The organism is Comamonas sp. CAH-2 (genome assembly GCF_009668305.1).
Classification (GTDB): domain Bacteria; phylum Pseudomonadota; class Gammaproteobacteria; order Burkholderiales; family Burkholderiaceae_C; genus Comamonas; species Comamonas aquatica.
The window spans coordinates 21,215-37,827 of the sequence record NZ_VSWF01000034.1 but is presented as its reverse complement, the minus strand read 5'-3'; the positions used below and the strand labels follow the sequence as shown (position 1 = coordinate 37,827).

The 16,613-nt window shown below is 68.8% G+C and carries 15 protein-coding genes; 9 read left to right on the top strand and 6 right to left on the bottom strand.

What is annotated here, in order from left to right; genetic code table 11:
- Nucleotides 1-161: 161 nt before the first annotated feature.
- On the bottom strand, nt 162-1,832 hold the full coding sequence (locus tag FYM52_RS15325) for an AarF/ABC1/UbiB kinase family protein (RefSeq protein WP_154164722.1): 1,671 nt from the start codon (nt 1,830-1,832) through the stop codon (nt 162-164).
- 175 nt (nt 1,833-2,007) lie between these two features.
- Nucleotides 2,008-3,015 carry an NAD(P)-dependent alcohol dehydrogenase gene (locus FYM52_RS15320; RefSeq protein WP_154164721.1) on the bottom strand — a complete coding sequence of 336 codons (1,008 nt, stop codon included), beginning with the start codon at nt 3,013-3,015 and terminating at the stop codon, nt 2,008-2,010.
- 178 nt (nt 3,016-3,193) lie between these two features.
- On the opposite strand from FYM52_RS15320, the gene FYM52_RS15315 reads away from it, so the two are divergent.
- Nucleotides 3,194-3,592, top strand: a complete 399-nt coding sequence (locus FYM52_RS15315; RefSeq protein ID WP_162858931.1) for a helix-turn-helix domain-containing protein — start codon at nt 3,194-3,196, stop codon at nt 3,590-3,592.
- 103 nt (nt 3,593-3,695) lie between these two features.
- On the opposite strand, the gene ycaC is transcribed toward FYM52_RS15315, so the two are convergent.
- Together ycaC and FYM52_RS15305 are read right to left on the bottom strand one after the other, a co-directional pair.
- On the bottom strand, nt 3,696-4,325 hold the full coding sequence (ycaC, locus tag FYM52_RS15310) for an isochorismate family cysteine hydrolase YcaC (RefSeq protein ID WP_154164720.1): 630 nt from the start codon (nt 4,323-4,325) through the stop codon (nt 3,696-3,698).
- Between the two features lie 65 nt (nt 4,326-4,390).
- Nucleotides 4,391-5,290 carry a pirin family protein gene (locus FYM52_RS15305; RefSeq protein WP_202981142.1) on the bottom strand — a complete coding sequence of 300 codons (900 nt, stop codon included), beginning with the start codon at nt 5,288-5,290 and terminating at the stop codon, nt 4,391-4,393.
- Between the two features lie 136 nt (nt 5,291-5,426).
- Between FYM52_RS15305 and FYM52_RS15300 the strand changes: the two genes are divergently transcribed.
- A complete protein-coding gene (locus FYM52_RS15300; RefSeq protein WP_154164718.1) occupies nt 5,427-6,338 on the top strand; it encodes a LysR family transcriptional regulator in 912 nt (303 codons plus the stop codon).
- Between the two features lie 53 nt (nt 6,339-6,391).
- Here the strand turns inward: FYM52_RS15300 and FYM52_RS15295 are convergent, their stop codons facing one another.
- Entirely contained in the window at nt 6,392-8,440 is a 2,049-nt protein-coding gene (locus tag FYM52_RS15295) for a molybdopterin-dependent oxidoreductase (protein ID WP_154164717.1), read from the bottom strand.
- A gap of 116 nt (nt 8,441-8,556) precedes the next feature.
- Here FYM52_RS15295 and FYM52_RS15290 point away from each other — a divergent pair, with 116 nt between their 5' ends.
- From FYM52_RS15290 to FYM52_RS15270, 5 genes are all read left to right on the top strand, one after another.
- Nucleotides 8,557-9,642 (top strand): ABC transporter ATP-binding protein, encoded by a 1,086-nt coding sequence (locus tag FYM52_RS15290; RefSeq protein ID WP_154164716.1) that lies wholly within the window; start codon nt 8,557-8,559, stop codon nt 9,640-9,642.
- Between the two features lie 48 nt (nt 9,643-9,690).
- Nucleotides 9,691-10,671: an ABC transporter substrate-binding protein gene (locus FYM52_RS15285; protein WP_179954960.1), complete on the top strand. Its 981-nt coding sequence runs from the start codon at nt 9,691-9,693 to the stop codon at nt 10,669-10,671.
- Nucleotides 10,672-10,729: 58 nt separating this feature from the next.
- A complete protein-coding gene (locus tag FYM52_RS15280) occupies nt 10,730-12,397 on the top strand; it encodes an iron ABC transporter permease (protein ID WP_162524747.1) in 1,668 nt (555 codons plus the stop codon).
- A 305-nt stretch (nt 12,398-12,702) separates the two neighbouring features.
- A complete protein-coding gene (locus FYM52_RS15275) occupies nt 12,703-13,626 on the top strand; it encodes a porin (protein WP_154164713.1) in 924 nt (307 codons plus the stop codon).
- Nucleotides 13,627-13,780: 154 nt separating this feature from the next.
- Nucleotides 13,781-14,035 carry an acyl-CoA-binding protein gene (locus FYM52_RS15270; protein ID WP_045265967.1) on the top strand — a complete coding sequence of 85 codons (255 nt, stop codon included), beginning with the start codon at nt 13,781-13,783 and terminating at the stop codon, nt 14,033-14,035.
- 162 nt (nt 14,036-14,197) lie between these two features.
- Here the strand turns inward: FYM52_RS15270 and FYM52_RS15265 are convergent, their stop codons facing one another.
- Complete coding sequence (locus tag FYM52_RS15265) at nt 14,198-14,488, bottom strand: polyhydroxyalkanoic acid system family protein (RefSeq protein WP_042419430.1); 291 nt, start codon at nt 14,486-14,488, stop codon at nt 14,198-14,200.
- Nucleotides 14,489-14,608: 120 nt separating this feature from the next.
- Between FYM52_RS15265 and FYM52_RS15260 the strand changes: the two genes are divergently transcribed.
- Complete coding sequence (locus tag FYM52_RS15260) at nt 14,609-15,223, top strand: hypothetical protein (RefSeq protein ID WP_042419433.1); 615 nt, start codon at nt 14,609-14,611, stop codon at nt 15,221-15,223.
- 119 nt (nt 15,224-15,342) lie between these two features.
- Nucleotides 15,343-16,608 (top strand): class I SAM-dependent methyltransferase, encoded by a 1,266-nt coding sequence (locus FYM52_RS15255; RefSeq protein WP_042419436.1) that lies wholly within the window; start codon nt 15,343-15,345, stop codon nt 16,606-16,608.
- Nucleotides 16,609-16,613: the final 5 nt, after the last annotated feature.

The following is a 16,613-nucleotide window of genomic DNA, read 5'->3' as shown; positions in this document are numbered from 1 at the left end:
GCCACGGGCGGGCTGATCCACACCGTGTCCAGTCGCGCGACCTCCGCCGGCACGTCGGGCTGGGCCTGGGTCCAGGCGTCGCCCGGCCCCCACAGCACCAGCAGGTGCACGCCCAGCACGGCGGCCGCAATCAGGCCAATGTTTCGGGGTCGCATGCGGCCTCAGTCCAGGGCGCGCTGGCGGCGCATGGTCAGGCCCAGCACGGCCAGGCTGATCACCGCCCCCAGGCCGCCGAGCACCGGAAACACGGGAATGCCGAACAGGTGCACCTGCGAGGCCAGCAGCGTTGGGCCGATGCCCAGGATGAAGGCACCGGCGACCACGGCCAGGGACAGGCGCGTGGCGGCGCGCTCCAGGGCGGTGGACAGGCGGTGCAGGTGGCGCACCTCCATGTCCACGCCCAGGCGCCCCTGCTTGAGGCGGTACATCAGCAGGCGCAGGGTCTTGGGCACATCGGCCGCCATCTCGTACATCTGCCGGCTGGCCGCGCGCTGCTCGCGCAGCAGGCGCCGCGGGGTGTAGCGGGCGCGCATCTGCTCGCGCACCAGGGGCGCGGCGGTGCGGATCACGTCGAAGTCCGGGTCCAGCTGCAGCAGCACGCGGTCGGCGGTGACCAGGGCCTTGAACAGCAGGGCCATGTCGGGCGGCATGGCGATCTGCGATTCGCGCGCCAGGTCCATGAATTCGCTGATCGAGTCGCCCAGGCGCAGCGGGCCGCTGCCGCGCCGGGCGATGTAGCGCTCGACGGCGGATTCCATCAGGCCGATGCTGACCCGGCTGTCGCACGTCCATTCCAGCAGCACCATGACCAGGCTGTCGGCATCGCCTTCGACCAGGGCGCGCAGCAGCACCAGGAACTGGTCGCGCCGGTGGGGCGAGAGGTGGCCGACCAGGCCGAAGTCGATGAAGCCCACGCGGTTGCCCGGCAGGGCGAAGAGGTTGCCAGGGTGCGGGTCGGCGTGGAACAGGCCGTCGCGCAGCACCATGTGCAGGAAGGCATGGGCCCCGCGCTGGGCCAGCAGGCGGCCGTCGAACCGGGCGTCGCCCGCCGCGCGGTTGGCGGGAATGCCGTCCAGCCAGTCCTGGACCAGCAGCTCGGGCGTGCTCAGCGCCCAGACAACGCCCGGGATGGCGATGTCCGGATCACCGGCAAAGGCCTGGGCCACCTGTTCGGTGCTGCGGCCTTCGATGCTGAAGTCCAGCTCCTCGCGCAGGGCGTCGCCGACCTGGCGCGCCACGTCGCTGGGGCGGTAGCGTTCCAGCTGCGGAAAGCGTTCTTCCACCAGGGCGGCCACATGGCGCAGCAGGCGGGCATCGGCCTCCAGTCCGGCGCGGATGTCGGGGCGCTGCACCTTGACCGCCACCTCGCGCAGGCTGCCGTCCGGGCGGCGCAGCTGGGCGCGGTAGACCTGGGCGATGGAGGCCGCGGCGATGGGTTCGGGGTCAAACCGGGCGAAGGCCTCGTGCACCGGGCGGCCCAGCTGGGCCTCGATGTGGGGCCGCATCACCGACCAGGGCTGGGGCGTGGCCTGGGTGTGCAGGGTTTCCAGGGTGCGGGTCCATTCGCGCGGCAGCAGGTCGGAGCGCGTGGCCAGGATCTGGCCCAGCTTGACGAAGCTCGGGCCCAGCGCCTCGATGGCCAGGCGCACGCGTTCCGCGCGGCTGAGGGCGGTGTGGGCTGCCTCCGCCTCGGCCTCGGTGCTGCGCCAAGTCGACCAGCGCGACAGGCCCAGCGAGTGCACCACGTCGGCCAGACCGAAACGCAGCAGCGTGCCCACAATCTCTTGCAGGCGGGCGCGGTCCCGGACGGCGACGACGGCGGTGTGCAGCATGGGCATCTCCTGGTGGCTGCCCCAAAGCATAAACCCAGGCACCGGGCCCAGCCGGTGTGCCGCGCCGGGCATTCTTGGAAAAAGGAGCGGCTGGCGCTGGTCGTGCAAGCTTTTCACGCTGTTTGGGCGTGAAAACCAAATCCTGCCGCGCGCAACGCGCTCTCTTTTTTCAGGGTCAGTAACGCACCACGATCTTGCCGAAGTGCTGGCCCGACTGCTGGTGGGCAAAGGCCTGGGCCATCTGCTCCAGCGGGTAGTGGCGGTCGATCACCGGCTGCCAGCCCCACTGCTCCAGCGCGCGCACCATGTCCTGCTGTTGCTCGCGGCTGCCGACGATCAGGCCCTGCAGCGTCTGCTGCTTGGCCATCATCTCGGCCGTGGGCACGCTGCCGGCAAAGCCGGTCAGCACGCCGATCAGCGCGATGTGGCCGCCCACGGCGCCGGCGCGGATGGACTGCGGCAGCGTGTTGGGGCCGCCAACCTCGACCACGATGTCGGCACCGCGCCCGCCGGTGGCGGCCAGCACAGCGTTGCCCCACTCGGGCGTGTCGCGGTAGTTGATGACCACGTCGGCCCCCAGGGCGTGCAGGCGCTCGGCCTTGGCGGCGCTGGAGGTGGTGGCGATGACGCGCGCGCCGGCGGCCTTGGCCATTTGCAGCGCAAAGATGGAGACCCCGCCCGTGCCCAGCACCAGCACGGTGTCGCCCGGCTGCAGGCGGCCGTTGACGAACAGCGCACGCCAGGCGGTCAGGCCGGCCGTGGTCAGCGTGGCCGCTTCCTCGTGCGACCAGCCGCGGGGCGCGTGGGTGAAGGCCGTGGCCGGCCGGGTCACGGCCTCGCAGGCAAAGCCGTCCACGCCGTCGCCGGGCACCAGTTTGAAGTCCGAGGGCACGCGGCGGCCCGACAGCCACTGCGGGAAGAAGGTGGATACCACGGCATCGCCCACGGCGAATTCGGTCACGCCGGCGCCCACGGCGGTGACCACGCCGGCCCCATCGGCCATGGGGATGCGGCCATCGGCGGTGGCGCCGGGGCGGCTGACGACCAGCAGGTCGTGGTAGTTCAGCGAGGTGGCGTGGATGCGCACCTGGATCTCGCCGGCCCCTGGTGGTGGGGCATCGGGCAGGGTGGTCAGGTGCAGGTGGTCCAGGCCACCGGGGGCGGCCAGTTGCAAGGCTTTCATGGCGATCTTTGCGGGCAGTGAAGGATGGCCTCCATGGTGCGCGCTACCGCGCGGCATGACCAGTACCAACATATTTGTGGGGTAGTATTAAAAATATAAGCAATGCAGGCCGCGCGGCCTTGCGGCAGCATCGGATACACCGGCCCCCGGGCCACCCACCACCGGCGCAGGAGGCCGCATGAAACGTTTGAACAGCAAGAGCGGCTGCGCCGTGGAGGTGACGCTGTCGGTGATGGGCGGCACCTGGAAGCCCATCATCCTGTTCCAGCTGCTGCACGGCAAGAAGCGCTTTGGCGAGCTGGGCCGTGCTATCCCCGGCATCACCCAGCGCATGCTGACGCTGCAGCTGCGCGAGCTGGAAGACGCCGGCATTGTGGCGCGCACGGTGTATGCCGAGGTGCCGCCGCGCGTGGACTATGCGCTGACCGAACTGGGCCGCAGCCTGCAGCCGGTGCTGATTGCCATGCGCAACTGGGGCATCGCCTACAGCCAGAACTTTGCCCCGGCCGAGCCGCTGCACGACGCAGAACAGCACGGCGCCAGCTGCCTGCCAGACTTACAGCAAAAACAGGCTTGAGCGCTTGTCCCTCCAGCGCAAGCAGCTATCCATTTCAATCCACCACAGCCCAAAGCCCGCAGGCGGCACACGCCGGCGGGCTGGGGGTGCGAGGCCGCCGCGCTTACTTGGCGGCGGTCAGCGTGGTGTAGCTGTGGATCAGGTTGCGGTAGTCGGGGATGTGGTTGGAAAACAGCGTCCCCAGGCCCTCGATGTCATTGCGCCAGTCGCGGTGCAGCTCGCAGGCCGCGCCAAACCAGGTCATCAGCTGGGCGCCAGCCTGCTCCATGCGGCTCCAGGCGGCCTGCTGGGTCATGGGGTTGAACGTGCCCGAGGCATCGGCAATCACAAACACCTCAAAGCCTTCCGCCAGGGCCGACAGCACGGGGAAGGCCACGCAGACTTCCGTCACCACGCCGGCGACGATCAGCTGTTTCTTGCCGGTCGCCTTCACGGCCTGCACGAAATCCTCGTTGTCCCAGGCGTTGATCTGGCCGGGGCGGGCGATGTAGGGCGCGTCGGGGAATTGGGCTTTCAGCTCGGGCACCAGCGGGCCGTTGGGGCCGGTCTCGAAGCTGGTGGTCAGGATGGTGGGCAGCTGGAAGTATTCGGCCATGTCGGCCAGGGCCAGCACATTGTTCTTGAACTTGTCCGGGTCGATGTCGCGCACCAGGGACAGCAGGCCGGTCTGGTGGTCCACCAGCAGCACGGCGGCATTGTCTTTGTCGAGGCGAACGTAAGGCTTCTTGCTCATGGGAGTCTCCTTGGGAGCGGGGGGAAGAATCCGGCGGGCGGGCCCGCCGGAGGGAAAATGGATGGTCAATGGGCCCGGGTGGCGCCGGGGCTGCGTTCGGCCACCGGTATGCGCCCGAAGCGACCGCTGCGCAAGTCGTCCAGGGCCTGTTCAATCTCGGCCGCGGTGTTCATCACGAACGGGCCATGGCCGACCACGGGCTCGTCAATGGGTTCGCCCGACAACCACAGCAGCGTGACTTCGTTGTTGGCCTCCAGGTGCACGCTGTCGGCGGCGCGGTCCAGGTGCACCAGCTGGCCGGCGCGCACCACCTCCTGGCCGTTGACCATCACCGTGCCGTGCAGCACCACCAGGGCCAGCGTGTGGCCGGGCTGGGCCTGCAGCTCGGTGCTGGCACCGGCGGTCAGGCGCACATCCCACACATTGATGGGCGTGAACGTGCGGGCCGGGCCATGGGCGGCAGCAAAGTCCCCGGCAATCACGCGCACCGAACCGGCGCCGTCGGGCAGCGCCACGCGGGGAATGTCGGCGTTCAGCAGCGTCTGGTAACCGGGTGCGGACAGCTTGTCGCGGGCCGGCAGGTTGACCCACAGCTGCACCATCTCCAGCGGGCCGCCAGCGCGGGCGAAGGCTGCGGAGTGGAACTCCTCGTGCAGGATGCCCGAGGCGGCCGTCATCCACTGCACATCGCCGGGGCCGATGGTGCCGCCCGCGCCGGTGGAGTCGCGGTGGGCCACCTCGCCCTCGTAGACGATGGTCACGGTCTCGAAGCCGCGGTGCGGGTGCGTGCCCACGCCACGCCGGCCCTGCGTGGGCTGGAAGTGCTGGGGACCGGCATGGTCCAGCAGCAGGAACGGGCTCAGCGCCTGGCCGTGGTCGGCGTAGCTGAACAGCGAACGCACGGGAAAGCCGTTGCCCACCCAGTGGGGGCGGGGGGCTTCATAGACACCCAGAATCTTTTTCAACATGGCTTCCTCCTGGTGGGTGCACGCTCCGGCGGAAGGCCGCAGACCGTGCGTAGAACATGGGAGGAATTTTGAATTTGGAACGATTGTTTGGGTAGACTGCAAAAATCGCATGCAGCGTTCCATTTTTAAAACGATGAAACTCCCGGACCTGAATCCCCTGTACTACTTCGCGCTGGTGGTGGAGCACGGCGGTTTCGCCCCGGCGGGGCGGGCCCTGGGCATCCCCAAGTCCAAGCTCAGCCGGCACATCGCCCTGCTGGAAGAGCGCCTGGGCGCGCAACTGCTGCTGCGCTCCACGCGCAGCTTTGCCGTGACCGAACTGGGCAAGCGCTACTACGAGCACTGCCGCGCCATGCTGACCGAGGCGGCCGCGGCCGAGGAATCCGTGGCGCTGACACACAGCGAGCCCTGCGGCGTGGTGCGCCTGAGCTGCCCGGTGGCGCTGCTGGCGGCGCGCGTGGGGCCGATGCTGGCGGCATTCATGGCCCAGCACCCGCGGGTGAGCCTGCAGGTGGACGAGACCAACCGCCGCGTGGACGTGGTGGCCGAGGGGCTGGACCTGGCGATCCGCGTGCGCCCACCGCCGCTGCAGGACAGCGAGCTGGTGCTGCGCCAGCTGGCCGAGCGCCACCAGTGCCTGGTGGCCAGCCCCGCGCTGCTGGCGCGCATGGGGCCGGCCCTGGGGCCCATGGACCTGGCCCGCTGGCCCAGCCTGGACATGGGCCAGCCCCAGGACAGCCACCGCTGGGTGCTGCTGGGGCCGAACCAGGAGCGGGCCGAGGTGCGTCACCAGCCGCGCCTGGTGACCCCGTCCATGCTGGCGCTGCGCGATGCGGCCCTGGCCGGTGTGGGCGTGGTGCAGTTGCCCAGCATGTTCATCCGCGCCGAACTGGCGCACGGCAGCCTGGTGCAGGTGTTGCCGGGCTGGGCCCCGCGGGTCGAGGTGATCCACGCCGTCTACGCCTCACGCCGGGGGCAGTTGCCCGCGGTGCGGGCGCTGCTGGATTTTCTGGTCCAGCAGTTCCAGGCCTTGGCCGAGGACTGAGGTGGGCCCGGCGGCGCTGTGGTGCGCAGCCGCCGGCGTGCCCGGGGCGGGAACTAGGCCAGCCGCTCGACCTGCACCGCGCAGTCGTAGAAGCAGGGCGCGCGGCCGATGTCGGTCAGCTGCTGGTGGGTCAGCTCGTTCACGTTGGTGCCGTTGGCCCCTTGCTTGCGCCACCAGATGCCCAGGCCCACCACAACCCCGGGCCGGGCCCGGCCGTTGACGGCGGCGTGGCAGACGTGGCTGCCCCGCGCGTTGAAGACGCGCAGCCGGTCGCCATCGGCAATGCCGCGCGCGGCGGCGTCCTCGGGGTGCAGCTCCAGCAGCGGGCGCTCTTCCATGCGTGCCAGGCTGGCGACATTGGCGAAGGTGCTGTTCAGGAAGTTGCGCGCCGGCGGCGAGATCATGGCCAGCGGGTGGGCGGCCGTGGGCGGCTCGTAATTGGGCACGTGGTCGGGCAGGGTGTTGATGCCCAGCGCGGCCAGGCGTGGGTTGTCGAACTCGCACTTGCCCGACGGCGTGGCAAAGCCGCCCTGGGCGAACGGCGCCTCGGCCACCGGGATGTGGGCAAAGCCCTGGGTCAGCAGGCTTTCGAAATCCATAGCTGTTCCCGCAAGCGCCGTGCGGCACAGCGCCTCATCAGGCTCAGAAAAATGCGGGGCGGCAAAGGCCGGGTCCAGCTGCGCCATCTGCGCGGCCAGGTCGCGGAAGATCTGGGCGTTGCTGCGCGACTGGCCTTCGGGGGCGATGGCCGGGCGGTTCAGCAGCACATCGGTGTGGCCGTAGCTGCCATGGATGTCCCAGTGCTCCAGCTGCGTGGTGGCGGGCAGCACGTAGTCGGCGTGGTCGGCGGTGTCGGTCAGGAAATGCTCCAGCACCACGGTGAACAGGTCCTCGCGCGCAAAGCCGGCGGCCACCTTGGCCGATTCCGGGGCCACGGCCACGGGGTTGCTGTTGTAGACCACCACGGCCTCGACCTGCGGGCCGAACTGCGCATCGCCCGGGTGCAGCAGCACGTCGCCGATGGTGCTCATGTTCAGCGTGCGCGGGCGGCGGTCGCCCAGCAGCTGCGGTAGTTGCAGGGCCGCCTTGTTGAAGGGCGAGACGCCCGAGCTGGACAGCAGCAGGCCGCCCGCACGGTGGCGCCAGGCGCCGATCAGGGCGGGCAGGCAGGCGATGGCGCGCACGGCATTGCCGCCGCCGCGCACGCGCTGCATGCCGTAGTTCAGGCGGATGGCGGCCGGCCGGGTGCTGCCGTAGTCGCGCGCCAGCTGGCGGATCTGTTCCACGGGCAGGCCGCAGACCTGGGCGGCGCGCTCGGGCGGCCACTCCAGCGCCCGGGCGCGCAGGGCCTCCCAGCCCAGGGTGTGCTGGGCGATGTAGTCGTGGTCCAGCCAGTCGTGCACGATCAGCTCGTGCATCAGCGCCAGGGCCAGGGCGGCGTCGGTGCCGGGCAGCAGCTGCAGGTGCTCGTGGCACTTCTCGGCGGTCTCGCTCTTGCGTGGGTCGATGCACACCAGCTTGGCGCCCTGGCGCTTGGCCTCCTGGGCCAGGCGCCAGAAGTGCAGGTTGCTGGCAATGCTGTTGCTGCCCCAGATCAGGATCAACTGGCTCTCGGCAAAGAACTCCATGCGCATGCCCAGCTTGCCGCCATAGGTGGCGGCCAGGGCCTCGCTGCCGGCGCTGGCGCAGATGGTGCGGTCCAGCAGGCTGGCGCCCAGTTGGTGGAAGAAGCGCCGGTCCATGCTCTCGCCCTGCACCTGGCCCATGGTGCCGGCATAGCTGTAGGGCAGGATGGCCTCGGGCTGGCGCTGCGCAATCGTGTGCAGGCGCTGGGCGATGTCGCGCAGCGCCTCGTCCCAGCTGACCGGGGTGAACTGGCCGCTGCCCTTGGGGCCGCTGCGTTGGAGGGGCTGCAGCACGCGATCGGCGTGGTAGGTGCGCTGCGTGTACTTGCTGACCTTGGCGCACAGCACGCCGCCGGTCATGGGGTGGTCGGGATTGCCTTGCACCTTGGTGGCCACGCCGTCGATGACCGTGGTGGTGAGCGAGCAGGTGTCGGGGCAGTCGTGGGGGCAGGCGCCGAGGATGTGGGTCACAGACATGGCAGGCAGGGCAGTTCCAGGGTGGGGGTGCTGATTTAAGCATGGCGCGCCGCCCTGGCGCATGCGGCTGACACGGATTTGTCATGCCTGCGGCCTAGCATGCCGCCATCGTGCATATGACCCACCACACCAAGATGCCAGGGGCCGCCGTGCGGGTGCAGGGGCTGCGCCGCGTCTACGGCGACCGCGCCGTGCTGGACGGCCTGGACCTGGACATCGCCCCCGGCGAAACCATCGCCCTGCTGGGCCCCTCGGGCTGCGGCAAGACCACCTTGCTGAAAATCCTGGCCGGGCTGGAGCAGCCCAGCGCCGGCGAAGTCTGGATGGGCGACACCTGCGTGGCCACGGCCGGGCACAGCGTGCCACCCGAGCAGCGCGGCCTGGGTATGGTGTTCCAGGATTACGCCCTGTGGCCGCACCTCAGCGTGCAGGGCAATGTCGGTTTTCCGCTGCGCATGCGCGGCGTGCCGCGCCAGGAGGCCGCGCGCCGCGTGGACGAGGTGCTGGCCCTGGTGGGCCTGCAGGGCCTGGGGGCGCGTGCGCCGTCCAGCCTGTCCGGCGGCCAGCAGCAGCGCGTGGCGCTGGCGCGGGCCATCGTGGCGCGCCCGCAGCTGGTGCTGTTTGACGAACCCCTGTCCAACCTGGACCGCGACCTGCGCGAGAGCCTGTGCGCCGAAATGGGCAGCCTGCTGCGCGAGCTGGGCTGCACCGCCGTCTACGTCACGCACGACCACGAGGAAGCCTGCGCCCTGGCGGACCGTGTGGCCGTGGTCATGGATGGGCGCTTTCACCAGCTGGATGCGCCGCAGGCCCTGTGGTCCGCACCGCGCACGCGCCAGGTGGCGCAGTTCCTGAAGCTGGGCACCCTGCTGGATGCGCAGTGGCAGGGCAGCCACTGGCAGGTGGCGGGCGCGCAGTGGCGTTGCCTGGTGCCGCCGGTGGAACCAAGCACCGCGGCCCAGGGACAGTTGCTGCTGCCCCATGGGGCGTTGGCGCTGGGCACGGCACAGCAGGACGACCACCTGCCCGTGCAGGGCCGCGTGCTGTCGCAGCACTACCGCTGCGGCCAGTTCGACACCTGGATCGACGCCGACTGGGGCCAGCCGGTGCGCGTGCACAGCAGCGAACGCCTGCCTGCCGGCGCCCGCGTGCCGCTGCGCCTGGACATGCAGCGCCTGCACTGGTTTGCCGCGGTGGACTGAGGCCGCGCCCGCCTTCTGTTTTCTCACTGTTTGGATGGAACGATGAACATGCATTCACGCCCCTGGTTTCGTGTGCTGCGCCCCGGTGTGGTCGGCGCCCTGGTGTTGGTGGCCCTGCAGCCGGTGGCCCAGGCGCTGACGGTCTATACCGCCGGCCCGGCCGGCCTGATCAAGGAGCTGGCCCAGGGCTTCGAGCAGCAGGGCGGCGAGAAGGTCGAGGTCTTCCAGGCCGACTCGGGCAAGGTCATGGCGCGCGTGGAGTCCGAGGCCGGCAATCCCCGCGTCGATGTGCTGATCTCGGCCTCGTGGGACAGCGCGTTGGACCTGCACCAGCGCGGCTGGCTGCTGAACTACCGCAGCCCGAACGCCAAGACCGTACCGGCGGCCTACCAAGGCCCTTCCTACGTGGCCCAGGGCCTGTCGGCGCTGGCGATTGCCTGGAACCCGTCCAGCGGCACGCCGCGCCCCAGCGACTGGAAGGACCTGGCGGAGCCGGCCTTCCAGGGCAAGGTCAACATGCCCGACCCGAGCAAGTCGGGCACGGCGCTGGAGCTGATCTCCGGCCTGCAGTCGCAGCACGGCGCCCAGGCCTGGAAGCTGTTCGGCGAGCTGCGCGCCAACGGCATGCACATTGCCGGCGCCAACGCCCAGGCCCTGAACCCGGTGCTGCAGGGGGCCAAGGCGGCGGTGTTCGGCGCGGTCGACTATGTGACCTATGCGGCCCAGGCCAAGGGCGAGAAGGTCGAGATCATCTTCCCGCGCAGCGGCACGGTGGTGGCGGCGCGGCCCATGATGATCTTCAAGCGCAGCGCCAAGGCCGAGCAGGCCAAGCGTTTTGTGGACTACGTGCTGTCGGACGAGGGCCAGCGCATCGTCGCCAAGTCCTTCCTGCTGCCGGCGCGTGCGGACGTGCCGGCCCAACGCCCAGCGCTGAGCAGCTTCCAGGCCTTCGCCCAGGAATCCGATGCCCAGCGCGCCGGCCGTGCGGCGCTGCTGCAGCGCTTTGACGAACTGTTCGTGCGCAAGTGATGCGTTGCGGTGGTGTGCGCCGCGTGTGCCCACCGGGCACGCGCAAGGAATGGGATCGATGATGCCGTGGAAACCAAGGGGCACGCTGCTGCCCGGGACCGCCATGCTGGGCATGGGCGTGCTGGTGGTGGTGCCGGTGGCCTTTGTGGTCTTGCAGGCGGTGTTTCCTGGTGCGGCGCAGGCCGATTGGGCGCAGCCGCTGGCGCACTGGCGGCAGGTCTGGCAGGACACGGCCATGTCCGAACTGCTGGGCAACACCGTGTCCTTGGGCCTGTGGGTGGTGCTGGGTTGCCTGCTGCTGGGCCTGCCCCTGGGCCTGCTGCGCGGGCTGGGGCGCCTGCCGGGCAGCGCCCTGTGGGATCTGTGCTTTCTGGTGCCCTTCATGGTGCCGCCCTACATCGCGGCCATGGGTTGGATCCTGTTGCTGCAGCCCGCCGGCTACCTGCAGCAGGCCACGGGCCAGCACGCGGCGGGGCTGCTGTTTTCGGTGCCCGGTGTGGTGCTGGTCATGGTGTTGAACCTGTTTCCGGTGGTGTACTTCGCCGTGTCGCGGGCGGCCGCGGCGGCCGGTGGCCGCCTGGCGGTGGTGGCGCGGGTCTGCGGGGCCAGCCCCTGGCAGGCGCTGTGGCGCGTCACCCTGCCCCTGACGCTGCCGGCCCTGGCGGCCAGCGGGCTGCTGGTGTTTGCCATGACGATCGAGGAATACGGCACGCCGGCGGTGCTGGCCTCCCACGTGGGCTTTGCGGTGCTGGTGACGGCCATCGAGCAGCGCCTGTCCGACTGGCCCATCGACCTGCCGGGCGCGGCCCTGCTGTCGCTGGTGCTGATGCTGCTGGCCGTGCTGGCGTATGTGGGCCAGCGGCGGCTGATGGCCGGCCGTGGCTATGAGGCCACCGACGGCAAGCCGCAGGCCCTGCACCGCGCGGCCCTGGGCGCTTGGCGCCTGCCGGTGCTGCTGCTGTTTGCGGCCGTGGCCGTGTGTGCCACGCTGCTGCCCTTGCTGGCGATCACGGCCACAGCGTTCACGGGCACGCTGTCGGGCGGGCTGGCCTGGGACAATTGGACGCTGCGCCACTTCCGGTCCATCTTGGGTGCGGGCTCCGAAGCGCTGCAGGCCCTGGGCACCAGCTTTGCGCTGGCGCTGGCGGCCGCGCTGCTGGTGGGCGTGTTTGGGGCCCTGGTGGCCTACTGCAGCGTGCGCCTGCGCACCCGCACGGCCCTGGCGCTGGACGTGCTGTCGGTGCTGCCGAATGCCATGCCGGGCATTGTGGTGGCCGTGGGCCTGATCCTGGCCTGGAACCAGCCGTGGCTGCCGGTCACGCCCTACAACACCTGGCTGATCCTGCTGCTGGCCTATGCCTGCCTGCTCTTGCCCTATCCCATCCGCTATGCCAACGCCGCCTTGCAGCAGGTGAGCGTGCAACTGGAATCGGCTGCGCACGTGCACGGGGCCAGCCTGTGGCAGATGCTGGCGCGGGTGGTGGCGCCGCTGCTGGCGCCCAGCGTGGCGGCGGCCATGCTGCTGGTGTTTGCCATCGCCTCGCGCGAGCTGGTGGCCTCGCTGCTGCTGGCGCCGACCGGGGTGCAGACGGTGTCGGTCTACGTCTGGCGCCAGTTCGAGCAGGGCTCGGTCGGCGAGGGCATGGCCATGAGCCTGATCGCCATCGGCCTGACGGCCCTGCTGGTGCTGCTGGCCGTACGCCTGGCGCCACGCCCCGGCCACTGATCCGCCGCGCGGCCCTTGGCGGCACCTGGTTCCACTGGGGCGCACGGGCCCTGGGCACGTGCCGGGCGCCACGGCCTTTGGCCTTGCAGCGGGTGCCTGTGGTGCGCAACCAAATCGTCATCTGCCCGACGCGGCCTTGTCATCTCCGAAATTTCCAATCGCAGCCAGCGCCGGGCGATGCCCCCGGCGTGATTCACAACCCAAGGGAACGGAACATGAACAAGCAAATGCACGTGGCGCTGGCCATGGTCTTGGCCGCTGCCGCCGGCAGCGTGGCCGCACAGTCGAACGTGACGGTGTAAGGCGTGATCGATACCAGCGTGGGCCGCGGCTACAAGAGCGATGCCAGTGTCGAAATGATGAGCGGCTATACCGACACCTCGAAGCTGGGCTTTCGCGGCTCGGAAGACCTGGGCAATGGCCTGAAGGCGAACTTCCAGCTGGAGGGCGAGATCGGCAGCGACACCGGGGCCTGGACCGAAGGTTTCAAGCGCCAGTCGTGGGTGGGTCTGTCGGGTGGCTTTGGCGAAGTGATGCTGGGCCGCACCACCACCCCCCAGAACCGCCTGATGGGCACGTTTGACCTGAATGGCACGGCCGATGGCTCCAGCGCCATGAAGGTGCTTGGTATCGCTGCCAATGGCGCGTTCATGAGCTCGCGCCAGTCCAACCAGATTCAGTACGCCACGCCCAAGCTGGGCGGCTTCCAGGCGCGCGTGGCCTACGGTTTCTCCGAAACCGTCAGCGGCACGGCCGGCGACAAGAAGGACTTCCTGCAGCTGGCCGCCAGCTACCAGACCGGGGGCCTGACCCTGGGCGCCGCCTTCCAGCCCAAGAGCATGTCGACCCAGGCCGCCGTGGGCGCCACCGACAACCGCAACGGCTATGCGCTGGGCGCCAAGTACAACTTCGGCGTGGCCGAAGCCAGCGTGATCTACACCCGCAACGAAAAGCGCACCGAAGGCGACGGCTTCGGCATCGGTATCGCCGCGCCCATCGGCGCCTGGAAGGTGGGGGCGCAGTTCGCTCGCCTGACAAATGTGAAGAATGCCGATGGCACCAAGTCGGCCAAGGAAGGCGCCAACGCCTTCGAACTGTTCGCCAACTACAGCCTGTCCAAGCGCACGGCGCTGTATGCCGCCTACGGCAGCGTGAACAGCAAGGCCGAGACCGCGTTCAGCCTGGCCCGCGACAACACCATGGCCGTGGGCGTGATCCACAAGTTCTAACAACAAGGCGGCGGCGCCTGCGGGTGCCGCGAACTCCGAGGTGGTTGGCGTGCAGGCGTGCCTGCACGCCTATTTTTTGCTTTCGCACGATCGTGCTTTTTGACGCGATTTTGGCTACACTGAGCCTGATTACTACACCACAGGAGACCCGTCCATGTCCGATCTGCAAGCCGCGTTCGACGCCGCCGTGAAGAATTCCACATCGCTCAGCGAGCGCCCCGACAACGCCACGTTGCTGAAGATCTATGCCCTGTACAAGCAGGCCACCGAAGGCGACAACGAGGCCAAGAAGCCCAGCTTCACCGACATGGTGGGCCGCGCCAAGTGGGATGCCTGGGAAAAGCTCAAGGACATGTCCCCGGACGACGCCAAGCAGCAGTACATCGACCTGATCGAGTCGCTGCGCTGAGCGCCATCCGGTTCGTTACTAAAAAAAGCAAAGGCAGCCCAGGCTGCCTTTTTTGCTGTCGGATGCTGTGAAAAAAAAGGAGCTGTCAGCGCGCTTGATACATGGTTTTCATAGGCTTTTTGTAATGAATTCCAGGTAAGACAAGCGCAACCAGCTATCTTTTCAGGATGCCAGCATGGCGTCGAACTGCGCGTGCAGCTTGGCCTCGATCTTCTCCTGGAACATCGCGGCCAGAAAGCCCAGCTCGGCCTCCAGGCGCAGCTGCTCGGCGCTGACCTGCAACTGGCCCTGCATGCCGCTGCCGTCGAAGTGCAGCACGTCCTGCGTGCTGCCGGCCTCATAGCGGCATTGCACGCCGAACTTGGCGGTGGCCTGTGCGGCCCAGTGCCGGGCGTGCTGGCGGGCGGCCTCCAGGCCGAGGGTATGGGAGCGTTCAATCAGGATCTGGGACACGGGACGGAGCAATCAGGCAAGGGCCAAAACGGCGGATCATAAAAGTCCAGCGGTACCCAGGGCGCGCCTGGGCTGAATACACTGGGGGCTGGATTGTTGCAGGCAGGCGGACTTCGCACTATGGATTTTTTGACGTGGATTATCGTGGGCTCGATCGGCATCTATGTGCTGCAAGGCATGGAGCACCGCCGCCGTGTGCGCCTGCTGGGGGCGCACTTGGCGCCGACCCAGGTGGAAAAGCTCATGGGGGGCTTGATCGAGGGCTATATGCGCGCCCTGGATGAGAAGGAGCCCGAGCGGCGCCAGCAGGTCTGGGCCATCCTGGACAACAGCGAAAAGACGCTGGCCGACCAGCTGCAGCGACTGGCCGACAGCTTTGCCCAGGAAAACGCCCAGGACACCCGGGTCAGCACCTTGCCCCTGGCGCTGCCGTACTTCGACCGCCTGATGCCTGCTCACACCTTCGACATGCGCGAGGCCCTGCAGCTGCATGCGCGGGCCGTGCGCGACGCCTGCGCCCCGGACGGGGTGGACCCGGCCACGCGCAAGCGCATGGCCTTCACCATGACGGCCGAGCTGCTGCTGCTGCAGCACACCTGCCACTGGTTCTGCAAGACGCGCACCATCGCCTCCATGCGCCTGATGGCGCGCCAGAAGACCACGTACGAACAGGTGCTGCAGTCCGTGTCGCGCAACACGCTGGCTGCGTACAAGAAGCTGGTCGGCACGGTCTGAGCGTCAGCTTTCGTTCGCCGTGAAAAAGCGACAACGCCGGTAAAACGGGAAAAAGTCTGTCAACGCCACGGCGTGGCGCGCATTGACGCACGGCGATCCGGGCTCCAACAATTGGACGCATGAAACACATGCTGGCTGCCTTGGAAGCCCGGCTGGCGGCGCTGCCAGTCCCGATGGCGGTGGAGCTGCCATCGGGGCAGCGCATCGGCCCTGCGTCCTGGCAGGTGCTGGTGGTGCTGCGCGCGCCCGAGGCTTACCTGGCGCTGGTCCAGGGGCAGATAGGCTCGCTGGGGGCTGCCATCGTCGAAGGCTGGGTCGAGGTGCATGGCAGCATGCGCGATGTGATGGCCGCAGCCCTGGGGTTGCTGCAGACCGATCCCGTGCGGGGCACGGCCAGTTGGTGGTCCCAGGTCATGGCGCGCGCGCGGTCCATGGCCTTGCATACGCTGGAGCGCGACGCGCAGCAGGTGCAGTTTCACTACGACCTGTCCGACGATTTCTATGCCCTGTGGCTGGACCCGCGCCGGGTCTACTCCTGCGCCTACTACCGCGAGCCCCAGATGAGCCTGGCCCAGGCCCAGGAGGCCAAGCTGGAACACATCTGCCGCAAGCTGGACCTGCACCCGGGCGAGCGCTTGCTGGACGTGGGCTGTGGCTGGGGCGGGCTGATCATCTGGGCGGCCCAGCACCACGGCGTGCAGGCCAAGGGCATCACGCTGTCGCGCAACCAGTTCAACCATGTGCGCCACCTGATCGAGACCCTGGGGCTGCAGGGGCGCGTGCAGGTGGAGCTGTGTGACTACCGCCAACTGAGCGATGCGCCCTACGACAAGCTGGCCTCGGTCGGCATGTTCGAGCATGTGGGGCAGGCCAACCTGCCGGAGTACTTCCAGACCGTGTACCGGCTGCTGCGCCCCGGGGCCCTGGCCCTGATCCACGGCATCACCGCAGGCGGTACGCGCAACCGGCAGCTGGGCGCCGGCATGGGGGACTTCATCGACCGCTACATCTTCCCCGGCGGCGAGCTGGTGCATGTCAGCACGGTGCTTCAGACCATGGCTGAAGCGGGGTTGGAAATGGTCGACACCGAGAACCTGCGCCCGCACTATGCGCGCACACTATGGACGTGGTCTGACGCATTGGAAGCGCAACTGGACGCTGCGCAGCGCATTTTGGCGGTACAAACTGATACTGAGCGCTCAGGTCGCGCGTTGCGTGCCTATCGCTTGTATCTGGCAGGTTGTGCGATGGGGTTCGAGCAAGGCTGGATGGGTCTGCACCAAATGCTGGCGATACGCCCGTCCGGTGAGATCCAGACCGGCTCCTTGCGAGGCGCGCAATCTGACTATGCGTTCCAACGTGACTACATGTACCCAAAAGGATAAGCAAG

What these genes read in the sequence shown, in the direction of transcription:
- FYM52_RS15285 (WP_179954960.1), top strand. Translation starts at nt 9,691, where the DNA reads ATGCATTCACGCCCCTGGTTTCGTGTGCTGCGCCCCGGTGTGGTCGGC.
- FYM52_RS15270 (WP_045265967.1), top strand. Translation starts at nt 13,781, where the DNA reads ATGTCCGATCTGCAAGCCGCGTTCGACGCCGCCGTGAAGAATTCCACA.
- FYM52_RS15320 (WP_154164721.1), bottom strand. Translation starts at nt 3,015, where the DNA reads ATGAAAGCCTTGCAACTGGCCGCCCCCGGTGGCCTGGACCACCTGCAC.
- FYM52_RS15295 (WP_154164717.1), bottom strand. Translation starts at nt 8,440, where the DNA reads ATGTCTGTGACCCACATCCTCGGCGCCTGCCCCCACGACTGCCCCGAC.
- FYM52_RS15300 (WP_154164718.1), top strand. Translation starts at nt 5,427, where the DNA reads ATGAAACTCCCGGACCTGAATCCCCTGTACTACTTCGCGCTGGTGGTG.
- FYM52_RS15290 (WP_154164716.1), top strand. Translation starts at nt 8,557, where the DNA reads ATGACCCACCACACCAAGATGCCAGGGGCCGCCGTGCGGGTGCAGGGG.
- FYM52_RS15315 (WP_162858931.1), top strand. Translation starts at nt 3,194, where the DNA reads ATGAAACGTTTGAACAGCAAGAGCGGCTGCGCCGTGGAGGTGACGCTG.
- FYM52_RS15325 (WP_154164722.1), bottom strand. Translation starts at nt 1,832, where the DNA reads ATGCTGCACACCGCCGTCGTCGCCGTCCGGGACCGCGCCCGCCTGCAA.
- FYM52_RS15280 (WP_162524747.1), top strand. Translation starts at nt 10,730, where the DNA reads ATGATGCCGTGGAAACCAAGGGGCACGCTGCTGCCCGGGACCGCCATG.
- FYM52_RS15260 (WP_042419433.1), top strand. Translation starts at nt 14,609, where the DNA reads ATGGATTTTTTGACGTGGATTATCGTGGGCTCGATCGGCATCTATGTG.
- ycaC (WP_154164720.1), bottom strand. Translation starts at nt 4,325, where the DNA reads ATGAGCAAGAAGCCTTACGTTCGCCTCGACAAAGACAATGCCGCCGTG.
- FYM52_RS15255 (WP_042419436.1), top strand. Translation starts at nt 15,343, where the DNA reads ATGAAACACATGCTGGCTGCCTTGGAAGCCCGGCTGGCGGCGCTGCCA.